A 25,505-nucleotide genomic window follows, 5' to 3' on the forward strand; every position below is an offset into this window, starting at 1 on the left:
CCCAACATTCCGCGCGCGCTGGCGATCTGCCGCAAGCAGGGCTGGAAGTTCGACATCATGACGACGTCGTTCTTCCTGTCGCGGCGCTCGCTCAAGGCATCGCCCAATTCCGGCATGCCGGTGTGGCAGGACAAGCTGTTCATCGGGCTCGCCCGCTCGGCGGCCGATGCGACGGAGTATTTCCAGATCCCGACCGGACGTGTGGTCGAGATCGGCACGCAGGTGGCGATCTGAGGGTCTCGAACGGATAAATCGTCGAGGAGGCTAATATGAGCGGCGAATTGGTGCTGGTCACCGGCGGGTCCGGCTTCCTCGGCGCTCACTGCATCCTCGAACTGTTGAAGGCCGGCTACCGCGTCCGCACCTCCGTGCGATCGGCCAGGCGCGAAGCCGATGTGCTCGCCATGCTCAAGGCAGGTGGCACGGAGCCCGGTGACGCCCTTTCATTCGCCCATGCCGATCTGATGGCCGACGCAGGCTGGCCGGCGGCGGTGGCCGGCTGCGATTACGTGCTGCATGTCGCATCGCCTTTTCCGCCCGGCGTGCCCACGCATGAGGATGACCTGATCCTTCCGGCGCGCGAGGGCGCGTTGCGCGTGCTGCGGGCGGCGCGGGATGCCGGGGTCAGGCGCGTCGTGCTCACCTCATCCTTCGCGGCCGTCGGCTATGGCAAGATGCGCGCGGATGGGCAGCCTTTCAACGAGGAAAACTGGACCGATCCGGCAGGCAAGGTCAGCGCCTATGTGAAGTCCAAGACGCTCGCCGAGCGCGCGGCCTGGGATTTCATCGCCGAGCAGGGCGGCGCGCTGGAGCTTGCGGTCGTCAATCCCGTTGGCATCTTTGGACCGGTGCTCGGCGCGGACCATTCGACCTCGACCGAATTTGTCCAGCGCATGCTGAACGGCGCCGTGCCTGGGCTGCCGCGCCTGTCCTTCGGCGTCGTCGACGCGCGCGACGTGGCGGATCTGCATGTTCGCGCCATGACCCACCCCGCCGCCAAGGGCGAACGGTTCCTCGCTGTCGCCGGCGATTTCATGACGGTGCGCGAGATCGCGCAGACCCTGAAGACGCGGCTCGGGCCGGCGGCGTCGCGCGTCTCGACGCGGGAGTTCCCGATTGGCTGGTGCGCATCATCGGGCTGTTTAATCCGGAAGCGGCACAACTCGCAACGGAACTGGGCAAGATCAAGAACGCCACCAACGCCAAGGCGGTGCGCGTGCTCGGCTGGGCGCCACGCTCGCGCGAAGATGCTTTGATTGCCACGGGCGAAAGCCTGATCCGGCTGGGACTGGTCAAGCGACGTAAGTAATTGTGCGGGAGGCCGAACCTTAAGGGCTCGGCGTCCCGCAACGGCAGCTTTCAGCCGGCCAGTGCAGCCTTGTTCGTCTCCAGAAACTGCTTCAGCGGCACCGACTTTCGGCCGGAGAGTTTTTCGACCGCGTCTGTCACCATGCCGAGGTCACCTGCGCGTGCGGCGGCGTCGAATGAAACCAGCACCTTGGCGAAGGGTTCAGGCAGGCCGGCCGACTTCATTCCCTCGGTCAGGGCTTCGTCGGAAAGCTGGATGACCTGGATCGGCTTGCTGGTGACCTCGGTGACCAACGCCGCCACTTCGGCAGCCGTATACGCACTGGGGCCGGTGAGCGTGTAAGTCGCGCTTTCGCTGCTGTCCGAGGCGAGCCCCGCTGCGATCGCCGCCGCGAAATCGTCACGCGTGCCGTAGGAAATGGCGCCGTCGCCGGCGGAGGTGTACCACTGACCCGATGCCAGAACCTGCGGCAACGCCATGAACAGGTTCTCGTTATACCAGCCATTGCGGAATATCGTGTAGGGGATCCCGCTCGCCTTGATCGCCTGTTCGGTGTCGTAGTGGTCGGGCGCGAAAACAACCGGCGAACCAGGCTCGGGGTTGGGCATCGAGGTGTACAGCAGGTGGCCGACGCCAGCCTGTTTGGCCGCCGTCACCGCCGCAAGCTGCTGCTCGCGCCGCTTCCCCTGTACCTCAAGTTCGTTGGTCGAGATGACGAGTGCCCGGTCGGCTCCCGCGAAGGCCTCGGCAAGCGATTGCGGGTCGTTGAAGTCAGCGGCTCTGACGACGACGCCGCGCGCCGCCAGATCGGCAAGGTTGGCGGGTGTACGGGTGGTGGCGATGATGCGGTTTGCGGAGATCTTTAATGTGTCCAGCAGGTGGTTGATGACGCCGCGGCCAAGCTGGCCGGAAGCGCCGGTGACGAGAAGGGTTGCGGTCATGGGGGATCCTGAAATTGCGCCGGGTGGCGGGTGCTTTTGACAGTCTCAAAAAGAGACCAGCACTAAAATAAGAATTGACCGGCCACCGTAAAGAAGGCAGTTTTTAGGGAGGTAGGCACCGCCAGGGAACCAGCAGCGATGGACGGCAAGGTCGTCAATCTGAGAACCAAGCTCAATATATTCAAAGCCACCAGCGATGGCGCAAACATTGCCGATTGCCCGGTTCGCGACGTGATGCAGGGCGTGAACGGCAAATGGAGTTCGCTGCTGATGGCGGCGCTCGCAGAGCAGCCCTATCGTTTCGGCGAGTTGCGGCGCCTGGTGCCCGACATCTCGCAGCGCATGCTCACCCAGACGCTCCACGATCTGCAGCGCGACGGCTTTGTTCATCGCGAAGTGTTCCCGACCAAGCCGCCAAGCGTCGAATACAGCCTGACCGATCTCGGCCGTTCGATGTTCGGCGCCTTGCATCAACTGATCCTGTGGGCCGAACTCAACCATGGTGCGGTGCGCAAGGCGCGCGCTGCCTTCGACGCCGGTGGCTGATATTTTGGTCCATGCAGCAACGGCTTGATTTGACAATGGCGCTGAAGGATTGTCCCGCCAGTGGTTGGGCGGGCAATGGAAAAATCTCTAGACATCGCGATTGCGGGCGCCGGCCCGGCAGGGCTCGCCACCGCGCTCTTTCTCAAGCGTGCGGGCCATAACGTCACCATCTTCGAACGTTTCGAGGAGCCCAAGCCCGTCGGCTCCGGACTGATCCTGCAGCCGACCGGGCTGAGCGTGGTTGCCGATCTCGGCCTGCTCGACGACATTCTGGCGCTCGGCAGCCGCATCGAGCGTCTGCATGGCGCCGATGCCTCGACCGGCCGCACCGTGCTCGCCGTGCGCTACGACGCGCAGCCTGGCGGCCGCTTCGGGCTGGCGGTGCACCGGGCGGCGCTGTTCAACGTGTTGTTCCGCGCCGCGCAGCGCCAAGGCATAGCCATGGAAACCGGTGTCGAGATCGAGGCGCTGGACGTCGGTGAGCGGGCAAGCCTGATCTTCGACAAGAGCCGAACGGTGGGGGGCCGCAGGGCAGGGCCGTTCGACCTCGTCGTCGACGCCAGCGGCTCGCGTTCGAAGCTGCGCCGGTGCCTCAACGATCCGGCCCAGCCGCGGCAGCTCACTTACGGCGCGTTCTGGGCCTCGCTCGGCTGGCGCGAAGGCTTCGACGAAAATGCGCTGCTGCAGCGCTACGACAAGGCCAGCGTGATGATCGGCGTCCTGCCGATCGGCCGACCGGAGCCGGGCGGGGAAAAGATGGCGGCGTTCTTCTGGAGCCTGAAGCCGGCGGATGCCGAAAACGTGCGCGCGGCAGGGCTCGACGCCTGGAAGGCGAGACTGGTCTCGCTGTGGCCACAGTGCGAGGCGTTCACCAGCCAGATCGACAGCTTCGACCAGCTGTCGCTGGCGCGCTACGGCCACCACACGATGAAGCTGCCGGCCGGCCGCAGGCTGGCCGTGATCGGCGATGCCGCGCATTCGACCAGCCCGCAGCTCGGGCAAGGCGCCAACATGGCGCTGCTCGACGCGGCAGCACTCAGCCATGCCTTGGCACAAACGGGCAACGTCGAGGCAGCGCTGGAAAGCTACGCCCGGGCGCGGCGATGGCATGTTCGGATCTTCCAGCTGCTGTCGCTGGCGCTGACGCCGTTCTACCAGTCGGACGGCACGATGCTGCCCTTCTTCCGCGACAGGCTGGTGGCAACCATCGCCAAAATCCCGCCAGTGCCAGGCGTGCTTGCCTCGATGGTGGCCGGCACGCTGATCGATCCGTTCAGGCGGATCGGGCTAGAGGAGGTGCACTGGCCAGATCATCCGGCGGGATCAGGGTCGAGAGAAACGAATTTCTCGCACGCAGGAATAGACGCAGCCGCTGCGGATAGTCCGGCGCCACGGCACCCTTGATCGAGGCGCGTTCGCTCAACGCCTTGCGCCAGGCCTGGACCAATGGCTTGCCGTCCAGAATGCCGAAATTGCCGATCCGGTCAAAGGCGTCGAGATAGCGGAAGACCGGGCCGTAGACGGCATCGACGAGGCAAAAGCGCTCGCCGTTGAACCACGGTCCGGCCTGGTCGGCCAGTTCGTCCTCCAGACGATCGAACATGGCCGAAAGTGCCGTGGACTCTGCCAGGAAGGCGGCCTCCGTCGAAGCCGAGTAGAACCGGCCGATGGTGTTCAATGTCGCCGAGCCGAACTCGATCCAGGCGCGATGCCGGGCACGGGCGTAGGCGTCGGCCGGATGCAGAGGATTGGCTTGCGTCTCCTCGAGGAATTCGAGAATGACGGCGGATTCGAAGATCACCGTCTCCTCGCCATTTGCCTGGACGATCAGCAGCGGCACCTTGCCCAGCGGCGAAATCGCCTTGAACCAGTCCGGCTTGTTGGCGAGGTCGATGGTGACGCGTTCGAACGGCACGCCCTTCTCAGTCAGCGAGATCGCGGCGCGCTGGACATAGGGGCACAGATGATGGCTGACCAGAATGAGCTTGCCAGTCATTTCATTCTTCTCAGGCATGTCACTCTCCCCAGACATAGTTCAACGCGCCGTCCTCGACGCGCGTCGACAGGAACATCAGTCGCGACGCTTTTAGCGCCGGACCTTCAAGCCGATCGCCGCTTTCCATATCGAAGGCGGCACCGTGCCATTGGCAGACCAGCTTGCCGTCCTTGCAGCCGAGCGGCCCGCCGAAATGCAGGCAGACATTGGCGGCGGCACGGACACGCTCGCCGCTGCGCCAGACATGGACCTCGCGGCCGAAGAACGGTGCGATCAGGCTGCCCGTCTGTGGGACGTCGGCGACTTTGCAAATTTCGTGTTTCATGGATCTTTCCCGGATCGATGCAGTTGCATGCATATAGATGCAAGTGCATTGACCGTCAAGCTTGATGCAACTGCATCTACCGCCTAGGATGGGTCATGATCAAAACAACCACGCCTTCGCCCGAAGCCGTCAAGGCCTGGGCCCGCCTGATGCGGGTTTCGCGCCAGCTCATCGAAAAGGCGGAAGAGGCTTTGAAGACTAGCGGCTTGCCGCCGCTCGACTGGTATGACGTGCTGCATGAACTCGCCGAGGCGGGTGAGGGCGGGCTGCGGCCATTCCAGCTGACCGAGCGCACACTGTTTGCGCAGTATAACATCTCGCGGCTTCTGGCGCGCCTCGAGGCAGACGGACTGGTCGAGAAGCTCAGGGCTGCCGATGACGGCCGCGGCCAGACCATCCGCATCTCGGCCAAGGGCCGTCAGACGCGGCGACGGATGTGGGCTGTCTATGGACGGTCGATTGCGGAATTGGTCGGCGCAAAACTCTCCGCCGAGGAGCTGAAGATACTGGCGAGCCTGCTTGGAGAGCTGCGCCATCCGCCCGCCGATGATTGATCCGTCAGAATCTCGTGGTTTGCTCGGCGGCTCTCACGTCGACGATTTTTCTACCTGACCCCTTGCGTCGAGCATAGGATTGCGCAATATGCCGAACCGTAACGTACGGTACGCCGTTTGAGGCGACCCGGCGACCTCATCGAATGGGCAGGAAATTGTTGCAGGCAAGGGCCGAGATCGATACCAGCGAAGTGCTGACAGAGCGGCAAAAGGCCGTCCTGGACGCGGCTTTGCGGCTGCTGGTCGAGGAGGGCGACAATCTGACCATGACGGCGGTGGCGCGCCGCGCCAGCTGCTCGAAGGAAACGCTCTACAAATGGTTCGGCGACCGCGACGGACTGCTGACGGCGACCGTGCAGTGGCAGGCATCGAAAGTGCGCGTGGTGCCGGTCGACGGTGAGCGGCTCGATCTTGCCTCGCTGACGGCAAGCCTGGAAGGCTTCGCCTCGGACTGGCTGAAGGTGATTTCGAGCGATACCTCGATCGCGCTGAACCGCGTCGCGGTCGGCCATGCCGGATCCGGAAAGGACGATCTCGGCGCCATCGTGCTGGAGAATGGCCGTTTCGCGCTGGCCAGACGGCTGAAGCCGGTGCTGCTTGCCGGCAAGCAGGCCGGGCTGCTCGACTTTACGGATGCCGAAATGGCGTTCCGGACCTTTTTCGGGCTGGTCGCCCGCGACGTGCAGATCCGTCTCCTGCTCGGCGACAGGCTGGAATTGACTGAAGCGGCGATCGGCGGCGATGCCGTCCGGGCAACGCAGCAGTTTCTCGCTCTTTATGGAGCAAAAACCGGGCCGCAAGGCCTCTAATCTCTACGGGAAGGAAGCAAAAGATGCGTGTCTATTACGATCGCGACGCCGATCTCAATCTGATCAAGGGCAAGAAGGTCGCCATCATCGGCTATGGCAGCCAAGGCCGGGCGCATGCGCTCAACCTCAAGGATTCGGGCGCCAAGGAAATCGCCATCGGCCTCAAGGCGGGATCGGCGACGGCCAAGAAGGTCGAGGCCGACGGGCTCAAGGTGATGAGCGTGGCGGACGCTGCCAAATGGGCCGATTTGATGATGATGGCGACGCCTGACGAATTGCAGGCCGACATCTACAAAAACGAAATCGCGCCAAACATACGTGACGGCGCCGCGATTGCCTTCGCGCACGGCCTCAACGTGCATTTCGGCCTCATCGAGCCGAAGTCGACCGTCGATGTCGTCATGATCGCGCCGAAAGGCCCCGGCCACACGGTGCGCGGCGAATACCAGAAGGGCGGCGGCGTGCCGTGCCTGGTCGCCGTCAACCAGGATGCTTCCGGCAACGCGCTCGATCTCGCTCTGTCCTACGCCTGCGGCGTCGGCGGCGGCCGTTCGGGCATCATCGAGACCAATTTCCGCGAGGAATGCGAGACCGATCTGTTCGGCGAGCAGGTCGTGCTCTGCGGCGGCCTGGTCGAACTGATCCGCGCCGGTTTTGAGACCCTGGTGGAAGCCGGCTATGCGCCCGAAATGGCCTATTTCGAGTGCCTGCACGAGGTCAAGCTGATCGTCGACCTGATCTATGAAGGGGGCATCGCCAACATGAACTACTCGATCTCGAACACCGCCGAATGGGGTGAATATGTCTCAGGCCCGCGCATCATTACCGCCGAGACCAAGGCCGAGATGAAGCGCGTGCTGAAAGACATCCAGACCGGAAAATTCACCTCGGAGTGGATGCAGGAATACCGCGCCGGCATGTCGCGCTTCAAGGGCATCCGCCGCAACAATGACAGCCACCAGATCGAGGAAGTCGGCGCCAAGCTGCGCGCCATGATGCCCTGGATTTCCAAGAACAAGCTGGTCGACAAGGCCAAGAACTAACCCGCAGTCGTCAGGATTGGGAGCAAAGAGCCGGCGGAGCGATCCGCCGGCTCTTTCATGCCGGTTTATCGATCAGGACGCTCAGCCATAGTGCCAATGCGGCTTCGGCTCGGTGCCGGTGAACTCGACGCCGATGCGGTCGTCGCGGCGCCAGCGCACGATGGCCTTGTAGCCGATGCCGTCGACCGGCACATAGAGCAGGAACTCGTCCGGCACGCGCGCGTCTATCGAGACTTTCAGTTCGGCGCCGCCGGCATGCATGTTGCGCACCGTGCACTTGACCTCGGAATTGGTGAGGCCGGTCAGAATCGTCGCGCCTTTCAGCACGCGCTGCCGGTGTTTGTTTCGCAATTCGTTGTCGGCCATGACGGCACGTCCTTCGCGACCGGATCGGCGCGATCGTCAGATGGGGCACGATATCACGGATAGGCTGAGCCGATAAACATATGGTTAGCGGTGACCGAGACCAGCCGTCTTTCCCAAATGAAAACGGCGCCGCGATGGGGCGGCGCCGTCGTGTATTGTCGTTTATAGTTCAGCTGTAGGGCGACCAGCATTGCTGGCGCGGGCCACCATAGGGCTGGAACGTGTTGTCCCAGGCCCGGTAGGACCGATAGCGGTCGTAGCACCACTGTACATGGGCGCTGGACAGACGCTGCGTGCGGTAATAGCGGCGGGGCGCCGGCTGCACGTAATAGCCGTCATTGTAATAGCCGTTGTTGTAGTAGCCGTTGTTGTAGATACTGCCGAGGCCCAGACCCAGGCCGAGGCCGAGAACTGCTGCGGCGCCGGTGTCAAAATCACGGCCGCGATGGTGGCGGTGATGGCGCCAGCGCCAGTTGTCGCCGCCGTTCCAGTTGCCGCCATTCCAGTTGCCGTTGTTCCAGTTGCCTGACCGGGCAAAGCGACGGCCGTCGTGGCGGCGCCACTGCCAATCGTTGAAGGAGCGGCGGTCATTGCCGCCCGCCCAGCTGTCGCGAACCGGTGTGATGTCAGACAATGCGGTGCTTGCCGGCACCGACAAGTCCGGCTGCAGGATCGGGCCCGCGGCGGATGGCGCCGTGAGACCCGAGAAAAGACCGAGCGCTAACAGCCCGGATTTGACTGTGGACGAAAAGAGCGAGCTCATTGCACTCTCCAAGTGATACAGGCCCCACGCCCGGATACCCCAGGGAAGTGGCCTATTGATGGACCTTGGCGTCTGAACGGAGGATGAACAGAAAGGTTCCATCAGCCATGACGAGCAGCCCTTGTTTTCATTGGCGCTTGCAGGCAAAGGTCAGTCCATGTCGCTGCGCCTCGCCACTTTCAATGTCGAAAACCTGATGAACAGGTTCGATTACTCGGGCTTCCGCAACCAGCTCAACGAAGACCGCACGCTGGCGCTTTTCGACATCCAGAGCGAAGCCGAATACCGGATGCTGGAGCAGGCGCGCGCCATCGCGCAATCCGACGATACGCGCCAGTTGACCGCGCTCGCCGTTGCCGCCACCCGCGCGGACATCATCTGCATGCAGGAGGTCGACAACATCGAGGCGCTGAAGGCCTTCGAGTACGGCTATCTCTTCAAGATGGTGGGCGAGGGTTACCGGCAGAAATACACCACCGCCGGCAATGATTCGCGCGGCATCGACGTTGCCGTGATGATGCGCAACGAGACCGCGCAAGGTCAGCCGATCGAGTTCGTGCGCATGACCAGCCATGCCTATGTCACGTTCGAGCAGTTCGGATTGCACACGCCTGAACTCGAGGCGCTCGGCAACCTGGCCAATGAACGCATCTTCCGGCGCGACTGCCTGGAGGTCGACATCAAGGTCGGCGGCGTGCCGCTGACGCTTTACCTCGTCCATTTCAAATCGATGGGCTCGCCGCGCAATGGGCTCGACGGCCGCAAGGCGACGATGCCGGTGCGCATCGCCGAGGCGCAAGCGGTGCGCCGCATCATCGAGGAGCGCTTCGGCAAAGAGCACGCAGCCGATAAAAACTGGGCGATCTGCGGCGACATGAACGACTACCGCCAGCGGGTGAAGATCGAGGGCGACGCCGTCGACGGCTACCGCTTCCAGGTGATCGACGAGAGCCAGTCCTGTATCGATGTGCTCACCGCCGGCGGCTTTTGCGAGAATGTCGTCGAACGCCGGCCGGAGATGGACCGCTGGAGTTTCTACCACACGCGCGGGCCGAAGGAGCGGCATCTGTGCCAGCTCGACTACATCCTGCTGTCGAAAGGGCTGGCGGCGAAGAATGCGACGGCGGTTCCCGACATCATCCGCAACGGCCAGCCCTGGCGCACCATCTTTCCGGCCGGACAGGCGGTGGAGCGCTTTCCGCGCGCCGGCTGGGACCGGCCGAAGGCGTCGGACCATTGTCCCGTCGCAATTACCCTGGACATGGCTTGAGCACGGTGAGCTTCGACCTGCCGCGCAACGTCATCCTGCCCGTCGACGAAATCGACGTCCGGCTCGACCCCGGCCCGCATCCGTTCGAGCGCGACAACGCGCAGGCGATCACTGACAACTGGCGGCGCGAGGTCACGGCCAATCCGGCGTTGTTCGACGGCACGGTGGTGCTGCTCTCGGCGCTCGCCTGGCGCGACAACCGGATCGTCGGGCGTTGTCAGGCGGTGAAGTACTCGACCTTCCTGCTGTGGCGAAAGAACCGGCAGGGAACGGGCGCCGAGCATGCCTATGGCCACGCCATGCTGGTCGCCGGCGACAACGCCCTGGTGGCGATCCGCATGGGCGCGCACACGGTCCCGGCCGGCAGTGTCTACTTCGCTGCCGGCTCGTTCGAGCCGATCGATTTTCGCGATGGCCGCGTCGATGTCGATTTCAACATGATCCGTGAAGTGCGCGAGGAGACCGGGCTTGACCTGACAGGCGCTGCGCGCGGCAAGCGCTACCATGCGCTGTCGACTTCGACCGGCACGGTCCTCTTCCGCCGCTACCACGTCGATGCGCCGGCCGACGAGATTGCGCGGCGCATCGGCGCCTTCGTCGCGACCGAGACCGAGCCGGAGATCGAGGGGCCGGTGATCATCCGCCACGCCGCCGACCTGCCGGAAGGGCTGGCACCGCATATGAAGCCGCTGGTCGAGTGGCATTTTGGCGGTGGCGGGGGCTAACGGCGCGGATTGTTCTGCGCCGCCTTGCGGTCGTTGCGGGCGGCGACGAGGAACAGGATGACGCCGATGCCCAGCAATCCACCCATGACCATGCCCATCGTCTGGCCGACGACTGCCTGAAAATCGGCGGTGACACGATCGGGATTGGCCATGCCGTAGCGGGCGAGATACCACCAAAGTCCCGCAAGGGCGCCTTCGATGATCACCATCGTCAGAATCAGCCGCGCCTTCTTGCTCATTGCCACTCCTTGACCAGATGCTTTGCTCTAAAATTAGCATCGCAGACCGGACGACAACAAGTATTGCCGATGTCGACAAGCACCCATCCTTGTGGATAGCGGTTGGTTGCGGTGGAGCTGATCTGGCGCTTATTCGTGGCGCAGCGCGTCGATCGGGTCGAGCCTGGCGCCGCGCAGCGCCGGGAAGAAGCCGAACACCATGCCGATCAGCGCCGAAAAACCGACGGCGAGCAGGATGACCGCCGGGCTCGGCGCAAACGGTATGGCCAGCGTTGCCGAGGCGAGGCCGGCCAGCGCCAGGCCGATCAGGATGCCGATAATGCCGCCGAGCAGCGACAGCACCGTCGCCTCGACCAGGAACTGGATGAGGATGTGCTTTTCATGCGCGCCGATGGCGAGCCTGATGCCGATCTCGCGGGTGCGCTCAGTGACCGAGACCAGCATGATGTTCATGATGCCGATGCCGCCGACCAGCAGGCTGACGCCCGCGACGGCGCCCAGCATGCCGGTCATGGTGGTGGTGGCGCTGGCCATGGCGTCGGCGATCTGGGTCATGTCGCGGATCGAGAAATCGTCTTCGCGGTCCGGCGTGATGCGGCGGGTGTCGCGCAAAATGTCCTCGACTCGCGGCTGCAATTCGGTGGTCGGGGTGCGGTCGTCGGCGGCGACGTAGATGTTGTCGATGTCGCGGTTGCCGGCGATGCGGCGCTGATAGGCGGCAAGCGGCATTAAGACGACATTGTCCTGGTCCTGGCCGAAGCCGGTATAGCCCTTGGGTTCGAGCAGGCCGATGATCTTGCACGAGGTGCGGTTGACGCGGATGATCTCGCCCTCGGGTTCGCCGGCGCCGAAGAATTGCTGGCGCACCGTTTCGCCGATCAGGCAGACGCCGGTGCCGGAGCGTGTTTCCGAATCCGAGAACGGGCGGCCCGACACCAGCTTCCAGTCGCGGGCGTCGAGATAGGCGCTGTCGGTGCCGGTGACGCCCGAGGTCAGGCTCTCGGTGCCGAAAATGACGCGGACTTGTTTCTGCGACGCCGGCGCAATGGCGCGCGCTCCGGTCAGGTGGGCTACGAGGGCGGCTACATCCTTGTCGGCCAGAGGCCGTACCGCCTGGTCGAGCCCGCCTGGTCCGCCGGTGCCTGCCGGGCGGCCGGAACGGACGACGAGCAGGTTCGAGCCGAGCTTGGCGATGTCCGACTTGACCTTGGCCGTGGTGCCCGAACCGATGGTCAGCATGGCGATGACGGCGGCGACACCGATGACGATGCCGAGCAGCGTCAGGAACGAGCGCAGCACATTGCGGCGGATGGAGCGCAGAGAGAGGCGGACGGTTTCCCAGATCATGACGCCAACTCCGACTTGACCGTGTCGGACGCGACGTGGCCGTCGAGGAAGCGGATGGTGCGCTCGGCATAATCGGCGACATCGGCCTCGTGGGTGACCATGGCGATGGTCAAGCCGAGCTCCCGGTTCAGCCGCGTCAACAACTCCATGATCTCATGCGTGCGGGCGGTGTCGAGATTGCCGGTCGGCTCGTCGGCGACGAGCAGCGTCGGCCTGGTGACGATGGCGCGCGCGATCGCCACGCGCTGTTGCTGACCACCGGAGAGTTCGGCCGGCGTGTGATGTTCGCGCCCGACCAGGCCGACCTCCGCCAGCGCCTGCATGGCAAGATCGCGGCGCTCGCGGGCCGGCGCGCCGCGATAGATCAGCGGCAGCTCGACATTTTCCGCCGCCGTGGTGCGCGGCAACAGATTGTAGCCCTGGAAGACGAAGCCGATATAGAGATTGCGCAGCAGCGCCCGGCGGTTGCGGTCGAGCCGGCCAGCATCGATGCCCATGAAGGAGTAGGTTCCGGCCGTCGGCGTGTCGAGGCAACCGATGATGTTCATCGCGGTCGATTTGCCCGAACCGGACGGGCCCATGATGGCGACGAATTCGCCACGCTGGATGGCGAGGTCGACGCCGGCCAGCGCATGGACCTTGGCTTCGCCCTGGCCATAGCTCTTCCAGACCGTGTCGAAACCGATGAGGCCCGCGGCCATGGCGTCAGCTCCGCAGCTGCGAGGCCGTGATAACCTCTGCACCTTCGTCCAGCCCGGAGGTGATCTCGGTCAGTTCGCCGTCGGTGGAGCCGATCTTGACGTTGACCGGATGCGGCCGGCCGTTCTCCAGCACATAGAGCGTGCGTGAGCCGTCGGTGGGCGCCTTCACCGGCTGGCGGCGGTTGCCGCCACGGCCCATGCGGCCGGTGAACAGATCGCTGAGGCTCCACGCGCGCGCGGCCTGCTGCGCCGGGCGGTAGCGGAAAGCGGTGGACGGCACGGTGAGCACGCTCTTGGCCTGCCTGGTGACGACCGAAACCGTGGCGGTCATGCCGGGCCGCAGCAAAAGCTCGTTATTGTCGACTTCCAACCGTGCATTGTAGGTGACGACGCCGTCGGTGGTGACCGAGGCGTAGGAGATGTCGCGGATCTCGGCGTCGAACGGCCGCTCCGGAAAGGCATCGACGGTGAAGCGTGCATGCTGGCCTGGTTTGACCGCGCCGATATCGGCCTCGTCGACCGCCGCCACCAATTCCATGTTCCTCAAATCGGCGGCGATGATGAACAGAACCGGCGCCTGCAGCGAGGAGGCGACCGTCTGGCCGGGGTCGACGGAACGCGTCAAGACGATGCCGTCAATCGGCGCATAGATGGTGCTCTTGGCAAGGTCGGTCTGCTGCGCCTTGAGATCGGCCTGGGCGATGGCGAGATTGGCCTGCGCACTATCGAGCGCCGCCTTGGAGCGGTCGCGCGTGGCAGTCGCCGCCTCGAGCGACTGATCGGTCGCCATGCCACGCCTGGTCAGTTCGGCCGCGCGGGTGAGGGCGCTTTCGTTCTCCTTCAGGGTTACCGTGGCGTCCTCGACATTGGCGGCAGCGGCCTTGGCCGAGGCTTCGGCGCGTTCGATCTGGACCTCGAGTTTCACCGTGTCGAGCGTCGCCAGCACGTCGCCCTTCTTGACCTGCTGGTTCTCTTCGGCCGAGACCGAGCGGATGATGCCGGACAGCTCGCTTGAAATGTCGACCTGGGTGAGGGGCTGCAGCGTGCCGGTCGCCGAAACCGCGACGGTGAGGTCGGCAATGGTAGCCGGCGTGGTGGTGTAGTCGATCTTGGCCGGGGAGCCGGCAAACCACTGGTAGCCAGCCAACCCGGCGGCAAGTGCGATCAGCGCCAGCAGCGCGTAAAGCCAGCCCCGGCGGCGCGTCTTGCGCACGCCGCTCTGATCAAGCCCGAGCGCCGCCTCGATGGCGGAATCCGATTCCGTCTTTGGCAGATTGACAAGCTGGTCCACGCCGGACCCCTATGAAAGCGTAATGTCCCTAGTTGTGCACAGATCAGGCTTGGTGGTTCGAATATCAAATTAAATTTCGGCCATGTTCGGATTGAGGCGGAAGGTTTTTCAAGATGCAGACCCGCAATTACTTGCTCTACGATGTGTTTACGACGGAGCGGCTGGCCGGCAATCCGCTGGCTGTCGTGCTCGACAGCCAAGGGCTGGATACAGCCGCCATGCAGGCCATTGCGCGCGAGTTCAACCTGTCCGAATCGGTCTTCGTGCTGCCGCCGGACAATCCAAAACATCGCAACCGCATCCGCATTTTCACGCCCGACTATGAGATGCCGTTCGCCGGACATCCGACAGTTGGCGCCGCGATCGCGCTGGCCGAACTGACAGGCGAGGGCGAAGCCGGCATCTTCGTGCTGGAGGAGAATATCGGCCCGGTGCGCTGCGCCGTCAGCCGGCACGATGGCGCCACCTTTGCCGAGTTCGACCTGGCGAAGCTGCCGGAGCCGCTGAAGCTCGATGCCGACCCGGAGGCGATCGGCGCCGCCCTCGGGCTGGCGCCGCACGAGATCGGCTTCGAGAATCACCTGGTGTCGTTCTGGTCGGCAGGCGTGCCTTACGTCAGCATTCCGGTCTCCAATCTGGAGGCTGCCGGCCGGATCAAGCTCGACAACCAGGCCTGGTCGGAACTGGCGCCGCGCAAGAGCGAATGGGCCTTCGCCAGCCCGTATGTCTATTGCCGCCAGACGGTGAACCATGACAGCGCCTTCCATGTCCGCATGATCGTGCCGGGCACGCCGTCCTATGAAGACCCGGCGACCGGGTCGGCGGCGGCGGCCTTTGCCGGCGCCATCATGCATTTCGATGCGCCCACCGACGGCATTTCGCAGCTGTGGATCGAGCAGGGGCTGGAGATGGGCCGCCCGTCACGTATCCGCTTGGAACTCACTGTCGAAGGCGGAAAACTGGCCTCCGCGCGCATCGGCGGCCATGCCATCAAGGTGGCGGAAGGCAGGCTGTTCGTGTGACCACCTGCGGCAGTTCAGCGATTTGTCGGGAAATGATTCCGGCAGGGCTGGACAGGACCGGTATCGGCGGCTATATGCCCGCCAACGCCGGTTTTACCGGTCGAGTGGGTGCGTAGCTCAGTTGGTAGAGCAGCTGACTCTTAATCAGCGGGTCCACAGTTCAATCCTGTGCGCACCCACCAAATTTCTAGAAAAGTTGGTGGAAGACCTTGGAATGCCGGACGCGTTGACGCGCCTCGACATGCCTCAATCATGGGGCAGGTTTGCCTTAAACTCGGCGGCCGGTAAGCCGGTGCGCTATTTGGCGAAGGAGGGAAGGCCGCGCTGGATTAAGAAAGGCCCGGAAGCCGAAGCCGCCATCAATTAAAGCCAGTTTGAAACCACGGACTGGTGTCATACCCTAAGCGCGGATTATAATGATCCAGGAAGTTTTCGGCCCTATTTGACGGTCGCGCAAACACGGTGCCTGTCGATTTGCAATCCGGTTTCGCGGTCGGCTTGCTGCCAGCCTTCTTATGAGCTGTAGAACACGAGGTTGTAGCCTGAGCGGTGGCCACCTTTTTCTTCTCTTTCGCAACAGCTGCTCCGGTAGCGGCCAATACTATTGCTACGCCAAAGACAACGAGTTTCATTGAAAACGCCCTCACCCTGCACAATCCGTAATGATTGCGCCTGGTCACCGTTACGTCAATCACATTTTGTCGGCAACGGCGGCGAATAGTGCCAGTAAAAAGAGCCCACCACAGAAGCAGCGGGCCAACCCCCAGGTGGGGAATCTTTCAGCGGCCGTGCTGTTCGAGCCACCAGCCCGGAATGCCAGTGATCGGCCCGACGATGGTCAGTGAAGGTTCGGGCCGGCGCCCTCCCGTCAAATCGCTCTAGCTACTTCTCCGAAACACCAGCCTCGGCAAAGCTCGCCATGCCCGTGTGGCACTCCAGCGCCGAGCGGACGATGTTGACGGCTAGGCAGGCGCCGGAGCCTTCGCCGAGCCGCATGCCGAGGTCGAGCAGCGGCGGCAGGCCGAGCGCTTCGAGCAGGCGGCGGTGGCCGGATTCGGCCGAGACATGGGCGGCGATGGTGTGGGCGAGGCCAGACGGGTGCAGCCGCGCCAAGGGCGCTGCCGCGGCCGTGCAGACGAAGCCATCGAGCAGCACCGGGACATTGTTGCGGCGGGCGGCGAGCGTGGCGCCGAAGGTGGCGGCGAGTTCTCGTCCGCCAAGGGCGGCGGCGATCTTCAGCGGGTCGGACAGCGCGTCGGCATGGCGCTTGAGGCCGGATTCAATGGCGATGACCTTGCGCTTCAGCCCGGCATCGTCGACGCCGGTGCCGCGCCCGGTCCATTTTTCAGCGCCGCCGCCGAACAGGGCGGTCGAGATGGCGGCCGCCGGCGTGGTGTTGCCGATGCCCATCTCGCCGAAACAGACGAGGTCGAGGTCTTTCGTCACCGCGTCATAGCCAGCCGAGACGGCGGCGAGGAAGTTTTTTTCGTCCATTGCCGGCACGTCAGTGAAGTCGCCGGTCGGATGATCGAGATCGAGCGGGATGACGTCGAGTTCCGCGCCGGCGATGCGGGCAAGCTGGTTGATGGCGGCGCCGCCGCCGGCGAAATTCGCCACCATCTGCACCGTCACTTCCGAGGGAAAGGCTGAAACGCCTTGCGCCGTCACACCGTGGTTGCCGGCGAACACGAAGACTTTGACGCGGTCCAGTTTCGGCATGTCGCGACCCTGCCAGCGCGCCAGCCAGGCGGCGAGAGTTTCCAGCCGGCCCAGGCTGCCTTGAGGCTTGGTCAGCGTGTCCTGGCGGCGGGCGACGGCGTTGGCGGCGGTATCGCTGCCGGCAGGCAGATCGAGACAGGCGGCGCGCAGTTCGTCGAATGATTTGAATGGCATGGGGAAGGAATCTCCGGGGAAGAATCAGGACAGGGAAACGGAAGCGACGAGCAGGACAGTGATCTCGCCCAGCTGCTGCAGGGCGCCGATCGTGTCACCGGTGTGGCCGCCAATCTGGTTGAGGCAGAGCGCGCGCAAGGCGCTGAACACGAGAGCGAGCAGGATCAGTGCGGCAAAGGCGCCGCCGAGCCCCAGAGTCAGAAGCGGGATGGCCCCGAGCACGGCGCCGAGAACAGCTGTCTGGGTCGAGACGGTCCCGGCGCCGGCAGACAGGCCGTCACTGCGCGCCGCCGGCGCCAGATGCATGAACGCGCCGAGCAGGCCTCGCGAGGCGGCATGGGCGGCGATCAGCGCGAAGAGAACGCTTGTCGGATCGGCCAGTTGCGACAGCGCGCTCCAGCGAATGAGCATCGACAGGCCAAGCGCCGAAGCGCCATAGGCGCCGATACGGCTGTCGCGCATGATCTCGAGTTTTTTATCGCGCGTCTTGCCGCCGCCAAAGCCATCTGCGACATCCGACAGCCCATCCTCATGCAGGCAGCCGGTGGCGAGCAGGGTTGCTGCAAGCGCAAGTGCGGCCGCCGGCCCAGCGGCGAGACCGAGCTTTACCCCGATGGCGTAGACGACGGCGCCGACCAAAGCGACCGCGAGGCCGGCGACAGGCGCCGCCCAGATCGCATCGGCCAGGCTGCGGCCACGAAGGTCGAAGACCGGCAGCGGCAGCCGGGTGAAGAAGACGAGGCAAAGCGCGACGTCGTCGAGCGCTTGCCGGGGCGAGGGCACGGAGGTCATGCACCCCTCGCAATGGCGTGGAAGAAGGTGCCGCTGACATGGCCGCGGCGATAGCCGGAGGCGCCGAGCGGATTGCCCTGACCGTCGGCGAGATCGGCCAATGGCTCGTCATTGCCGGTCGCAATCATCTGCGCATAGTGGAATTCATGGCCACGGATCAGCGCGCCTTGCGGCCCCAGCGGACAGGCGACGCGCAGGCGTGCCTCGCGGTAGCCGAGGTTCATCTTGCGCTTGGCAAAGCTGGTGGAATGGCCGAGCAGGCCAAGCATGGCGTGCGTCTCGCCGGCCGCGTCCTCCAGCGCTTCGCCCAGCACCATGAAGCCGCCGCACTCGCCATGGATCGGCTTGGTCTCGGCAAACCTGGCCATGCCAGCTCGGAAATTGGTCGCCGCCGCGAGGCTGCCGGAGTGGAGCTCGGGATAGCCGCCGGGCAGCCAGCAGACATCGCAATTCTGCACCGGTGCTTCGTCGGCTAGCGGCGAGAACGGCACGATCTCGGCGCCGGCCTGACGCCAGTGGGCGGCGACGTGCGGATAGAGGAAGGTGAAGGCGGCGTCTTCGGCGAGCGCGATTCGTTGGCCGGGCGGCTGCAAGGCATGTTCGAAACTGCCTGATGCCGGCGAAAACGGCGCGGCCAGCGCCATGATGGCGTCAAGGTCGAGGGATTTCTCGACCATGTCGGCGAGGCGGTCGAGATGCGTCATCAGGTCGGCATATTCGCCGGCCTGGACGAGGCCGAGATGGCGCTCCGGCAAATTGAGCGTGGGATCGCGCAGGATGGCGCCGACGACCGGCAGGCCGAGCGTTTCGATCGCCTCGCTGCACAGCTTGCGGTGGCGCTCGCTGCCGAGACGGTTGAGCACGATTCCGGCCATGCGCACATCCGGGTCGTAGGTGGCAAAACCCTTCGCGACGGCGGCCGCCGTCGTCGACTGTCCCGAGACGTCGAGCACCAAAAGCACCGGCAGGTGGTAGAGCCGCGCCAGATCGGCGGCCGAGCCGGTGCGGCCTTGTCCGGCCGGGATGCCGTCGAACAGGCCCATGGCGCTTTCGAGGAAGATAAAATCGGCGTCCTCGGTGGCATTGCCGGCCAACGCGTTGAGCAGGTCAGGCGACATCGCCCAGCTGTCCAGGTTGACGCCGGACAGGCCAGTGGCGGCGGTATGAAAACCCGGATCGATATAGTCGGGGCCGGACTTGGCGCCGCGCACCTTGATGCCGCGCCGGGCGAGCGCGCGCAAAATGCCGATGGTGACGCTGGTCTTGCCGGAGCCGGAACGCGGCGCGCCGATGATGATGGCGCGGGTCATGCGTTACCCGCCAGTGCTGCGCGCATGGCGACGATGCCGCCGACGACAATGAGGGCCGGCGAGGCCAATTCCGCCGCGGCGGCCGCTTCGGAAATGGTGGCGAGTGTCGCGACGACGGTCCGCTCCTGCGGTGTCGTCGCCGAAACGATGACAGCCGCCGGCGTCGACGGCGCCAGCCCGCCTTCGAGCAGCGACGCGGCGATAACAGGCAGATTGGCCATGCCCATATAGATGACCACCGGCTGGCCGGTGCGGGCGATCGCGCCCCAGTCGAGATCGTCATCTGTGCCGGCGGCATGACCTGTCGCCAGGATGATCGCCTTGTTGATGCCGCGCATGGTTGCGGGAATGCCGGTGGCGGCCAGCGCGCTCAGCCCCGATGTCAGGCCGGGCAGGACGCGGAACGGGATTTTTTCGCGCGCCAGCGCCAGCGCCTCTTCGCCGCCACGGCCGAAAATATAGGGATCGCCACCCTTCAGCCTGATGACGCGGCGGCCATCGCGCGCCAGCCGCACCAGCAAAGCGGTGATGTCGTCCTGCTTCATCGACGGCCTGCCGCCGCGCTTTCCCGCAAAGAACAGCTGGGCATTGTCCGCAACGGCGACAACGTCAGAGGAGACCAGCGCGTCATAGACCACAGCGTCGGCCTCGGCCAATGCCGCCAGCACTTCCAGCGTCAGGCAGCCGGGATCGCCGGGGCCGGCGCCGACCAGCCAGACATGGCCCGGCTCAAGCCGGCGCGGCTTGAAGTTCAGCCGGGCAAGGGCCTGTTCGAGCGTGGTGTTTTCGCTTTTACCGCTCACAATCCGTCCGTCCCCGGAAACGCCGCTGATAGTGGGCGTCGTACAATGAACTCTCGCCAAAACCTTCCGCTGCCAGCGAGCGGCCGACGAAGATGATCGCCGTGCGCTCCATCGGGTCGGCGGCGAGCAGTGCCTCGATCGTGGCGAGCGTGCCGGTCAGCACGCGCTCGTCCGGCCATGAAGCGCGAAAGACGATCGCCACCGGGCAATCGCCGCCATAATGCGGCGACAATTCGGCGACGACTCGGTCGATGGCGTGGATGGCGAGATGAATGGCCATCGTCGCGCCGGTGCGGCCGAAGCCGGCCAGCGTTTCGCCCGGCGGCATTTTCGAGGCGCGGCCGGAGACGCGGGTCAGCACCAGGCTTTGCGCCACCTCGGGAATGGTCAGTTCGCGGCGAAGGGCTGCGGCTGCGGCGGCGAAAGAGGGAACGCCCGGCGTCAGCGTGTAGGGGATGCCGTGCTTTTCCAGCCGGCGGATCTGCTCGGCAACCGCACTCCACACCGAGAGATCGCCGGAATGCAGTCGGGCGATGTCATGGCCGGCCTGATGGGCTTCCAGATACGCGGCCTCGATCTCGTCGAGCGACATGGGCGCGGTGTCGATCAGTTTTGTGCCAGGCGCGCAGTGCTGCAGCAATTCCGGCGCGACGATCGAGCCGGCATGCAGACAGACCGGGCAGCTTGCCAGCAGCTTGGCGCCGCGCAGTGTGATGAGGTCGGCGGCACCGGGACCGGCGCCGATGAAATGCACGGTCATGGCGCGTCTCCGCTGATGGCGATGGCGCAGGTGACCGGGCCGAGCACGGTGCGTGGACCAAGCAGCTTCGCACCGGGGCCGGCAACGGCAAGGGCGGAGGCTTCTGAGACGGAGGGTGTGCCGGCGAGATCCTGCGAGAGATCGGATTTGCTGAGTGCCTCCGACGAGACGGCCTGAAGTGCTGCGTCATCAACGATGATGACGGGAAGGTTGAGCGTGCGGCCAGCGGCAGAGATCGCTTCTTCGTCTTTCTTGAGCGAGGCAGTCGCCAGTGCCGACAGCGCCGTCGTCGCCAGCCCGTGCGCTTCGAGCGCCGTTTCTATCGCCGCCAGCACGTCTTCGACGCTCACGCCCTTCCGGCTGCCGATGCCCGCCACCATCATGGCTTCACCCAGCTCCACTGGGTGACCGGCATGGCCGGGCGCCAGGCCTGCATCGAACCGACAGGAGAAGCGCGGGAAATGGTGATGCGGGTAAGGTCGCCGCCGCGCTTGATGTGCTCCGCGAGAAGCAGGCTTTCCATCTCCAGCGTGACGGCATTGGCAACCAGACGGCCGCCGGCGCGCAGCGTCTTGATGGCGGCGTTCAGTACGCCGGCGTCGCTGCCACCTCCGCCGATGAAGATCGCATCCGGCGTGTCCAGCCCGGCCAGTGCCTTGGGCGCCGACCCTTCCACCACGACAAGACCGGGCACGCCGCAATGCGCGGCGTTGCGGACGATGCGGGCGGCGCGGTCGCTGTTGGCCTCGATGGCGATGGCGCGCATCGAGGGATGGGCGAGCATCCATTCGATGCCGATGGAGCCGGAACCGGCGCCGATGTCCCACAGCAATTCGCCACGCCTCGGCGCCAGCGCCGCAAGCGTCATGGCGCGGATGTCGTGCTTGGTGATCTGGCCGTCGTGCTCGAACAGATGGTCGGCGCGGCCAACGGTCAGCGGCAGGATGCGGGCCTCTTGTGCTGATTCAAGCTCAAGCGCCAGCACGTTGAGTGGATTGATGTCTCTGAGATCGAAAGCGTCGGCACGTGCCGAGCGAAGCTTCTCGTTCGGTCCGCCCAGCGCTTCCAAAACCGTCAGCCGCGAAGCGCCGAAATCGAGTTCGACGAGCAGGCGCGCTATTGTCGCTGGTGCGTCGCCGTCTGATGTCAGCGCCAGGATGCGCGCCCTGGGCTGCAGCAGCGGCCGGATCAGGTCGAGTGGGCGGCCATGCAGCGAGACGGTCTCGATGTCCTGCAACGCCCAGCCGAGCCGTGCGGCGGCCAGCGAAGTCGCTGACGGCGCGGGGATAACATGCATTTGCCCAGGCTTCACCTTGCGGGCAAGCGTAGCGCCGACACCATGGAAGAACGGATCGCCGGAGGCGAGCACGCAGACCTGCCGGCCGGCCAGCGCCAGCACGTCTGCCATGCCGGCATCGAAGGGCACCGGCCATGGGCGCTGCTCACCCTTGATGAGCGAAGCCACCAGCGCCAGATGCCGCTTGCCGCCGAAGACGGTCTCGGCGTCAGCGATCTGCCGCTTGGCCTCGTCGCCGAGACTCGCTAAACCGTCCTCGCCGATGCCGACGATTGTAAGCCATTTTGGCGTGGGCTGTTTTTTTGACATGTCGCGCCGCCCCTCATCCGCCTGAGGCGTTCGTCGTTCGAAAAGTCAAGCAATTGACTTTTCGTCTGCCAGCCAGACCACTCCTCACCTCCCCGTGTAGTGACGGGGAGAAGGGAGAAGCTCCGGCGCTGACGCCTCCCTCTCCCCGTTCTTCACGGGGAGAGGGTAGGGGTGAGGGGCAGCGCCGACGCTGTTCAACATGGTGCTCATGAAGAAGATACTGATCCTTGGCGGCACGACAGAAGCGCGCCAATTGGCCGGAAAACTGGTGGAAGATTTCCTCGTCACCCTGTCGCTGGCCGGCCGTACCGAAAGCCCGGTCGCGCAAGGCGTGCCGGTGCGCAGCGGCGGCTTTGGCGGCGCCGACGGGCTGGCGGCCTATCTCAAGGAGACGCGAACCGATCTGCTGATCGACGCGACGCATCCCTATGCCGCGCGAATTTCCGCCAATGCGGCGCAAGCCTCGCGCCTGACCGGTGTGCCGATCCTGGCGCTGCGCCGTCCCGGCTGGAAGCCTGTCGACGGCGACCGCTGGACGCAGGTCGATACGACAGGCGATGCGGTGCACGCGCTTGGATCGCCGCCGCGCCGTGCCTTCCTGGCGCTCGGCCGGCAGGAGGTCGCGGCTTTCGAGGCGGCGCCGCAGCATCATTACCTTGTCCGCAGCGTCGATCCGGTCGAGCCGAAACTGGCGGTGCCGGATGCGACCTACCTGCTGGCGCGTGGGCCGTTTCGCGAGGCGGATGAACGCGCGCTGCTCGAGGAGCACCGCATCGATGTCGTCGTATCCAAGAACAGCGGCGGCGAGGCCACCTACGGCAAGATCGCGGCGGCGCGGGCGCTCGGTATCGAGGTGGTGATGGTGCGCAGGCCCATCCTGCCGGAGGTGCCGTCGGCCGAAACTGTCGAAGCATTGGCCGCGATGATCGATCATGGTCTCGACCCCGTCGCGGAACGCGGTGTGTAGACCAGCGCCGGTTTGTCACCGCGCTTGATGATCCGTGTCTCCGGCGAACCGATGATGATGCAGGTCGCCATGTCGGCTTTTTGCGCGTCGACATCGGCCAGCAAAAAGACCTCGATGCGCTCGTCCGGGCGGCCGGCGGCGCGGCCGAAGATGACCGGCGTGGTGCCGGGCAGGATGGCGGCCAGGCATTCGAAGGCACGGCCGAGCTGCCAAGGGCGCGCCTTGCTGATCGGGTTGTAGAGCGCGATAACGAAGCCGGCGCCGGCCGCCGCCAGGAGGCGCAGTTCGATCAAGTCCCACGGCTTCAGATTGTCGGACAGCGAGATGGCGCAGAAATCATGGCCGAGCGGCGCGCCGATGCGGGCGGCAACCGCCAGCATGGCGGTGACGCCGGGCACGACAGTGACATCGACGGTGCGCCATTCGGCCGGACCGGCCTCGATCGCCTCGCAGACGGCGGCCGCCATGGCGAACACGCCGGGATCGCCGCCGGAGACGACGGCGACGTCATGGCCGTCCGCCGCCTTTACCAGCGCGTCCTTGGAGCGGGCGAGTTCCTCGCGATTATCCGAGGCGACGCGGGTTTGATCCGGGCGAAGATCAAGCCGGTCGAGATACGGCTTGTAACCATAGAAGAACTTTGCCTCGGCGACGGCGCGGCTGGCTTGCGGCGTCACCTGGTCGGCATTGCCGGGCCCAAGGCCGATGACGGTGAGCCGGCCGCTCACGGCGTGCCTCCCATAACGCCAGGCCGGCCGGACCAGCCGGCGACCAGCACGATGGCGAAATAGGGGGCCTTGTCGTCCGGCTTGTCGGCGAGCTTCAACGAAACGCTGCCGGCCATGGTGCCGCGCTCGACATAGACGGCGCGGGTCAGTTTGCCGGTGGCTTCCAGCGCCCGCCTGATCTTGGGCAGGTTGCGGCCGACCTTCATGATGACGGCGGCATCGGTGTCGGCGAGACGGCGTGTCAGTTCGAATTCGCTCATCGTGCCGGGCAAAACCGTCAGCACATCGTCGCCCTGGACGATAGGCACGCCGGTCTGCGACCAGCAGCCCGACATGGCGGTGACGCCGGGGATGACTTCGGTCGGGAAGCGGTGTGCCAGCCGGACATGCAGGTGCATGTAGGAGCCGTAGAACAGCGGGTCGCCTTCGGAGAGCACGGCGACCATGCGGCCGGCTTCGAGGTGTTCGGCGACCTTCTCGGCCGACTCCTCGTAGAAATCGGTGATCTGCGAACGGTAGTCGTCGTGATCCTTGTCGATCTCGGTGGTGACGGGGTAGAGCAGCGGCAGTTCCAGCATATCCGGCCGGAAGCGCGCCTCGACGATGGCGCGCGCGTTGCTGTTGTTGCCGCGCTTGGCGAAGTAGGCGACTACATCGGCCTCGGCCAGAACGCGCGCGGCCTTCAGCGTCAGCAGCTCGGGGTCGCCAGGCCCCGTGCCGACGCCGACAAGACGGCCTTTTGCCAGATCTTCTTTGACGGCTGCGTTCACAGGCCGGGCCTCGCCAGCGAATTGAGCGCGGCTGCGGTCATGGCGCTGCCGCCAAGCCTGCCGCGCACGATGGCGTAGGGTACGCCGTAGGAGTTTTCAGCCAGCGCATCCTTGGATTCGGCGGCACCGACGAAGCCGACCGGCATGCCGATGATGGCGGCCGGTTTCGGCGCGCCATCGCGCAGCTTTTCCAGGAGATAGAAGAGCGCTGTCGGCGCATTGCCGATGGCCACGACCGAACCGGCCATGCGTTCGCCCCAGAGGTCGATCGCGGCGGCCGAGCGGGTGTTGCCGATCTGCTTGGCGATGTCGTGCGTGCGCGGGTCGCGCAAGGTGCAGATCACCTCATTGCCGGCCGGCAGCCTGGCGCGGGTGACGCCATGCGAGACCATTTCGGCATCGCAGAAGATCGGCGCGCCGGCCGCCAAAGCGCTGCGGGCGGCGGCGACGAAATCGCTGGAGAAGACAAAATGACTTGATGCTTCGACCTGGCCGCAGGCATGGATCATGCGGATGGCGACGTCGGCTTCCGCCTCGGAGAACCGGGACAGGTCGGCCTCGGCGCGGATGATGGCAAAAGAGCGCTCATAGATGGCGTTGCCGTCATGGATGTAGTCGTAGGCGGCCAT

The 25,505-nt window shown here is 65.1% G+C and carries 30 protein-coding genes, 1 tRNA gene and 2 pseudogenes; 13 read left to right on the forward strand and 20 right to left on the reverse strand.

Annotated elements, in window-relative coordinates; genetic code table 11:
• Positions 1-234, forward strand: a 234-nt coding sequence (locus NKI31_RS14685) for a KUP/HAK/KT family potassium transporter (protein WP_032911610.1), incomplete at its 5' end; no start/stop codon positions are given.
• 35 nt (positions 235-269) lie between these two features.
• Positions 270-1,309, forward strand: a pseudogene (locus tag NKI31_RS14690) (SDR family oxidoreductase).
• Between the two features lie 50 nt (positions 1,310-1,359).
• Here NKI31_RS14690 and NKI31_RS14695 read toward each other — a convergent pair.
• Entirely contained in the window at positions 1,360-2,250 is an 891-nt protein-coding gene (locus tag NKI31_RS14695; RefSeq protein ID WP_023712683.1) for an SDR family oxidoreductase, read from the reverse strand.
• Between the two features lie 138 nt (positions 2,251-2,388).
• Between NKI31_RS14695 and NKI31_RS14700 the strand changes: the two genes are divergently transcribed.
• Together NKI31_RS14700 and NKI31_RS14705 are read left to right on the forward strand one after the other, a co-directional pair.
• The gene (locus tag NKI31_RS14700) at positions 2,389-2,796 is read left to right on the forward strand and encodes a winged helix-turn-helix transcriptional regulator (RefSeq protein WP_023690335.1); all 408 of its coding nucleotides are present in this window, start codon (positions 2,389-2,391) and stop codon (positions 2,794-2,796) included.
• 75 nt (positions 2,797-2,871) lie between these two features.
• Positions 2,872-4,113 (forward strand): annotated as a pseudogene (locus tag NKI31_RS14705) (FAD-dependent oxidoreductase); the annotation flags it as partial.
• Here the strand turns inward: NKI31_RS14705 and NKI31_RS14710 are convergent.
• Both NKI31_RS14710 and NKI31_RS14715 read right to left on the reverse strand, forming a co-directional pair.
• Complete coding sequence (locus tag NKI31_RS14710; protein ID WP_352651933.1) at positions 4,070-4,810, reverse strand: glutathione S-transferase family protein; 741 nt, start codon at positions 4,808-4,810, stop codon at positions 4,070-4,072. The pseudogene NKI31_RS14705 and the gene NKI31_RS14710 sit on opposite strands and share 44 nt — an antisense overlap.
• A 1-nt stretch (position 4,811) precedes the next feature.
• On the reverse strand, positions 4,812-5,117 hold the full coding sequence (locus NKI31_RS14715; protein WP_352626226.1) for a Rieske (2Fe-2S) protein: 306 nt from the start codon (positions 5,115-5,117) through the stop codon (positions 4,812-4,814).
• 95 nt (positions 5,118-5,212) lie between these two features.
• Between NKI31_RS14715 and NKI31_RS14720 the strand changes: the two genes are divergently transcribed.
• The 3 genes from NKI31_RS14720 to ilvC all read left to right on the forward strand — a co-directional run bounded on the left by NKI31_RS14720 (position 5,213) and on the right by ilvC (position 7,523).
• A complete protein-coding gene (locus NKI31_RS14720; protein WP_352626227.1) occupies positions 5,213-5,671 on the forward strand; it encodes a MarR family winged helix-turn-helix transcriptional regulator in 459 nt (152 codons plus the stop codon).
• 143 nt (positions 5,672-5,814) lie between these two features.
• The gene (locus NKI31_RS14725) at positions 5,815-6,480 is read left to right on the forward strand and encodes a TetR/AcrR family transcriptional regulator (protein ID WP_245264573.1); all 666 of its coding nucleotides are present in this window, start codon (positions 5,815-5,817) and stop codon (positions 6,478-6,480) included.
• A 23-nt stretch (positions 6,481-6,503) separates the two neighbouring features.
• Entirely contained in the window at positions 6,504-7,523 is a 1,020-nt protein-coding gene (gene ilvC / locus NKI31_RS14730) for a ketol-acid reductoisomerase (protein ID WP_013531065.1), read from the forward strand.
• 81 nt (positions 7,524-7,604) lie between these two features.
• On the opposite strand, the gene NKI31_RS14735 is transcribed toward ilvC, so the two are convergent.
• Positions 7,605-7,889 (reverse strand): PilZ domain-containing protein, encoded by a 285-nt coding sequence (locus NKI31_RS14735; RefSeq protein WP_023685169.1) that lies wholly within the window; start codon positions 7,887-7,889, stop codon positions 7,605-7,607.
• A 169-nt stretch (positions 7,890-8,058) separates the two neighbouring features.
• Complete coding sequence (locus NKI31_RS14740; protein WP_023733828.1) at positions 8,059-8,652, reverse strand: BA14K family protein; 594 nt, start codon at positions 8,650-8,652, stop codon at positions 8,059-8,061.
• Positions 8,653-8,809: 157 nt separating this feature from the next.
• On the opposite strand from NKI31_RS14740, the gene NKI31_RS14745 reads away from it, so the two are divergent.
• Positions 8,810-9,922 carry an endonuclease/exonuclease/phosphatase family protein gene (locus NKI31_RS14745; RefSeq protein WP_352651935.1) on the forward strand — a complete coding sequence of 371 codons (1,113 nt, stop codon included), beginning with the start codon at positions 8,810-8,812 and terminating at the stop codon, positions 9,920-9,922.
• 5 nt (positions 9,923-9,927) lie between these two features.
• A complete protein-coding gene (locus NKI31_RS14750; protein ID WP_352652048.1) occupies positions 9,928-10,647 on the forward strand; it encodes an NUDIX hydrolase in 720 nt (239 codons plus the stop codon).
• On the opposite strand, the gene NKI31_RS14755 is transcribed toward NKI31_RS14750, so the two are convergent.
• From NKI31_RS14755 to NKI31_RS14770, 4 genes are all read right to left on the reverse strand, one after another.
• The gene (locus tag NKI31_RS14755) at positions 10,644-10,886 is read right to left on the reverse strand and encodes a hypothetical protein (RefSeq protein ID WP_023690325.1); all 243 of its coding nucleotides are present in this window, start codon (positions 10,884-10,886) and stop codon (positions 10,644-10,646) included. The genes NKI31_RS14750 and NKI31_RS14755 overlap by 4 nt on opposite strands.
• 129 nt (positions 10,887-11,015) lie before the next feature.
• Positions 11,016-12,233, reverse strand: coding sequence for an ABC transporter permease (locus tag NKI31_RS14760; RefSeq protein WP_023685173.1), 1,218 nt, complete (start codon positions 12,231-12,233; stop codon positions 11,016-11,018).
• Complete coding sequence (locus tag NKI31_RS14765) at positions 12,230-12,934, reverse strand: ABC transporter ATP-binding protein (protein WP_023735929.1); 705 nt, start codon at positions 12,932-12,934, stop codon at positions 12,230-12,232. Before NKI31_RS14765 ends, NKI31_RS14760 begins: the two co-directional genes overlap by 4 nt.
• Before the next feature lie 4 nt (positions 12,935-12,938).
• Complete coding sequence (locus tag NKI31_RS14770; protein WP_352513036.1) at positions 12,939-14,225, reverse strand: efflux RND transporter periplasmic adaptor subunit; 1,287 nt, start codon at positions 14,223-14,225, stop codon at positions 12,939-12,941.
• 113 nt (positions 14,226-14,338) lie between these two features.
• Here NKI31_RS14770 and NKI31_RS14775 point away from each other — a divergent pair, with 113 nt between their 5' ends.
• From NKI31_RS14775 to NKI31_RS14785, 3 genes are all read left to right on the forward strand, one after another.
• Positions 14,339-15,247 carry a PhzF family phenazine biosynthesis protein gene (locus NKI31_RS14775; protein ID WP_352651936.1) on the forward strand — a complete coding sequence of 303 codons (909 nt, stop codon included), beginning with the start codon at positions 14,339-14,341 and terminating at the stop codon, positions 15,245-15,247.
• Positions 15,248-15,353: 106 nt separating this feature from the next.
• A tRNA-Lys gene (locus tag NKI31_RS14780) sits at positions 15,354-15,429 on the forward strand.
• 32 nt (positions 15,430-15,461) lie between these two features.
• Positions 15,462-15,614, forward strand: a complete 153-nt coding sequence (locus NKI31_RS14785; protein ID WP_023731248.1) for a hypothetical protein — start codon at positions 15,462-15,464, stop codon at positions 15,612-15,614.
• On the opposite strand, the gene NKI31_RS14790 is transcribed toward NKI31_RS14785, so the two are convergent.
• The 8 genes from NKI31_RS14790 to cbiE form a co-directional block, all read right to left on the reverse strand.
• Positions 15,607-15,879 (reverse strand): hypothetical protein, encoded by a 273-nt coding sequence (locus NKI31_RS14790; RefSeq protein ID WP_155924157.1) that lies wholly within the window; start codon positions 15,877-15,879, stop codon positions 15,607-15,609. The genes NKI31_RS14785 and NKI31_RS14790 overlap by 8 nt on opposite strands.
• A 250-nt stretch (positions 15,880-16,129) precedes the next feature.
• Positions 16,130-17,140, reverse strand: coding sequence for a nicotinate-nucleotide--dimethylbenzimidazole phosphoribosyltransferase (gene cobT, locus NKI31_RS14795; protein ID WP_023830490.1), 1,011 nt, complete (start codon positions 17,138-17,140; stop codon positions 16,130-16,132).
• A gap of 24 nt (positions 17,141-17,164) precedes the next feature.
• Positions 17,165-17,932, reverse strand: a complete 768-nt coding sequence (gene cobS / locus NKI31_RS14800; RefSeq protein ID WP_352651937.1) for an adenosylcobinamide-GDP ribazoletransferase — start codon at positions 17,930-17,932, stop codon at positions 17,165-17,167.
• Positions 17,929-19,242 (reverse strand): cobyrinic acid a,c-diamide synthase CobB, encoded by a 1,314-nt coding sequence (locus tag NKI31_RS14805; RefSeq protein WP_352651938.1) that lies wholly within the window; start codon positions 19,240-19,242, stop codon positions 17,929-17,931. The genes cobS and NKI31_RS14805 overlap by 4 nt, the downstream gene beginning before the upstream one ends.
• Complete coding sequence (gene cobA, locus NKI31_RS14810) at positions 19,239-20,045, reverse strand: uroporphyrinogen-III C-methyltransferase (protein ID WP_352651939.1); 807 nt, start codon at positions 20,043-20,045, stop codon at positions 19,239-19,241. Before cobA ends, NKI31_RS14805 begins: the two co-directional genes overlap by 4 nt.
• The gene (gene cobM, locus NKI31_RS14815; protein ID WP_023753486.1) at positions 20,035-20,805 is read right to left on the reverse strand and encodes a precorrin-4 C(11)-methyltransferase; all 771 of its coding nucleotides are present in this window, start codon (positions 20,803-20,805) and stop codon (positions 20,035-20,037) included. The genes cobA and cobM overlap by 11 nt, the downstream gene beginning before the upstream one ends.
• A complete protein-coding gene (locus NKI31_RS14820; protein WP_023753485.1) occupies positions 20,802-21,188 on the reverse strand; it encodes a cobalamin biosynthesis protein in 387 nt (128 codons plus the stop codon). The genes cobM and NKI31_RS14820 overlap by 4 nt, the downstream gene beginning before the upstream one ends.
• The gene (gene cbiE, locus NKI31_RS14825) at positions 21,185-22,411 is read right to left on the reverse strand and encodes a precorrin-6y C5,15-methyltransferase (decarboxylating) subunit CbiE (RefSeq protein WP_352651940.1); all 1,227 of its coding nucleotides are present in this window, start codon (positions 22,409-22,411) and stop codon (positions 21,185-21,187) included. Before cbiE ends, NKI31_RS14820 begins: the two co-directional genes overlap by 4 nt.
• A gap of 208 nt (positions 22,412-22,619) precedes the next feature.
• Between cbiE and NKI31_RS14830 the strand changes: the two genes are divergently transcribed.
• Complete coding sequence (locus NKI31_RS14830) at positions 22,620-23,378, forward strand: cobalt-precorrin-6A reductase (RefSeq protein ID WP_352651941.1); 759 nt, start codon at positions 22,620-22,622, stop codon at positions 23,376-23,378.
• On the opposite strand, the gene NKI31_RS14835 is transcribed toward NKI31_RS14830, so the two are convergent.
• Genes NKI31_RS14835 through NKI31_RS14845 form a run of 3 tightly spaced genes read right to left on the reverse strand, consistent with a single transcriptional unit; the run spans position 23,342 to position 25,505 of the window.
• Positions 23,342-24,106 (reverse strand): precorrin-3B C(17)-methyltransferase, encoded by a 765-nt coding sequence (locus NKI31_RS14835; protein WP_023700382.1) that lies wholly within the window; start codon positions 24,104-24,106, stop codon positions 23,342-23,344. The two genes, NKI31_RS14830 and NKI31_RS14835, sit on opposite strands and share 37 nt — an antisense overlap.
• Complete coding sequence (locus tag NKI31_RS14840) at positions 24,103-24,876, reverse strand: precorrin-2 C(20)-methyltransferase (protein WP_031199068.1); 774 nt, start codon at positions 24,874-24,876, stop codon at positions 24,103-24,105. The genes NKI31_RS14835 and NKI31_RS14840 overlap by 4 nt, the downstream gene beginning before the upstream one ends.
• A complete protein-coding gene (locus NKI31_RS14845) occupies positions 24,873-25,505 on the reverse strand; it encodes a precorrin-8X methylmutase (RefSeq protein WP_023746866.1) in 633 nt (210 codons plus the stop codon). Before NKI31_RS14845 ends, NKI31_RS14840 begins: the two co-directional genes overlap by 4 nt.

The organism is Mesorhizobium sp. M0659 (genome assembly GCF_040320605.1).
GTDB lineage: Bacteria > Pseudomonadota > Alphaproteobacteria > Rhizobiales > Rhizobiaceae > Mesorhizobium.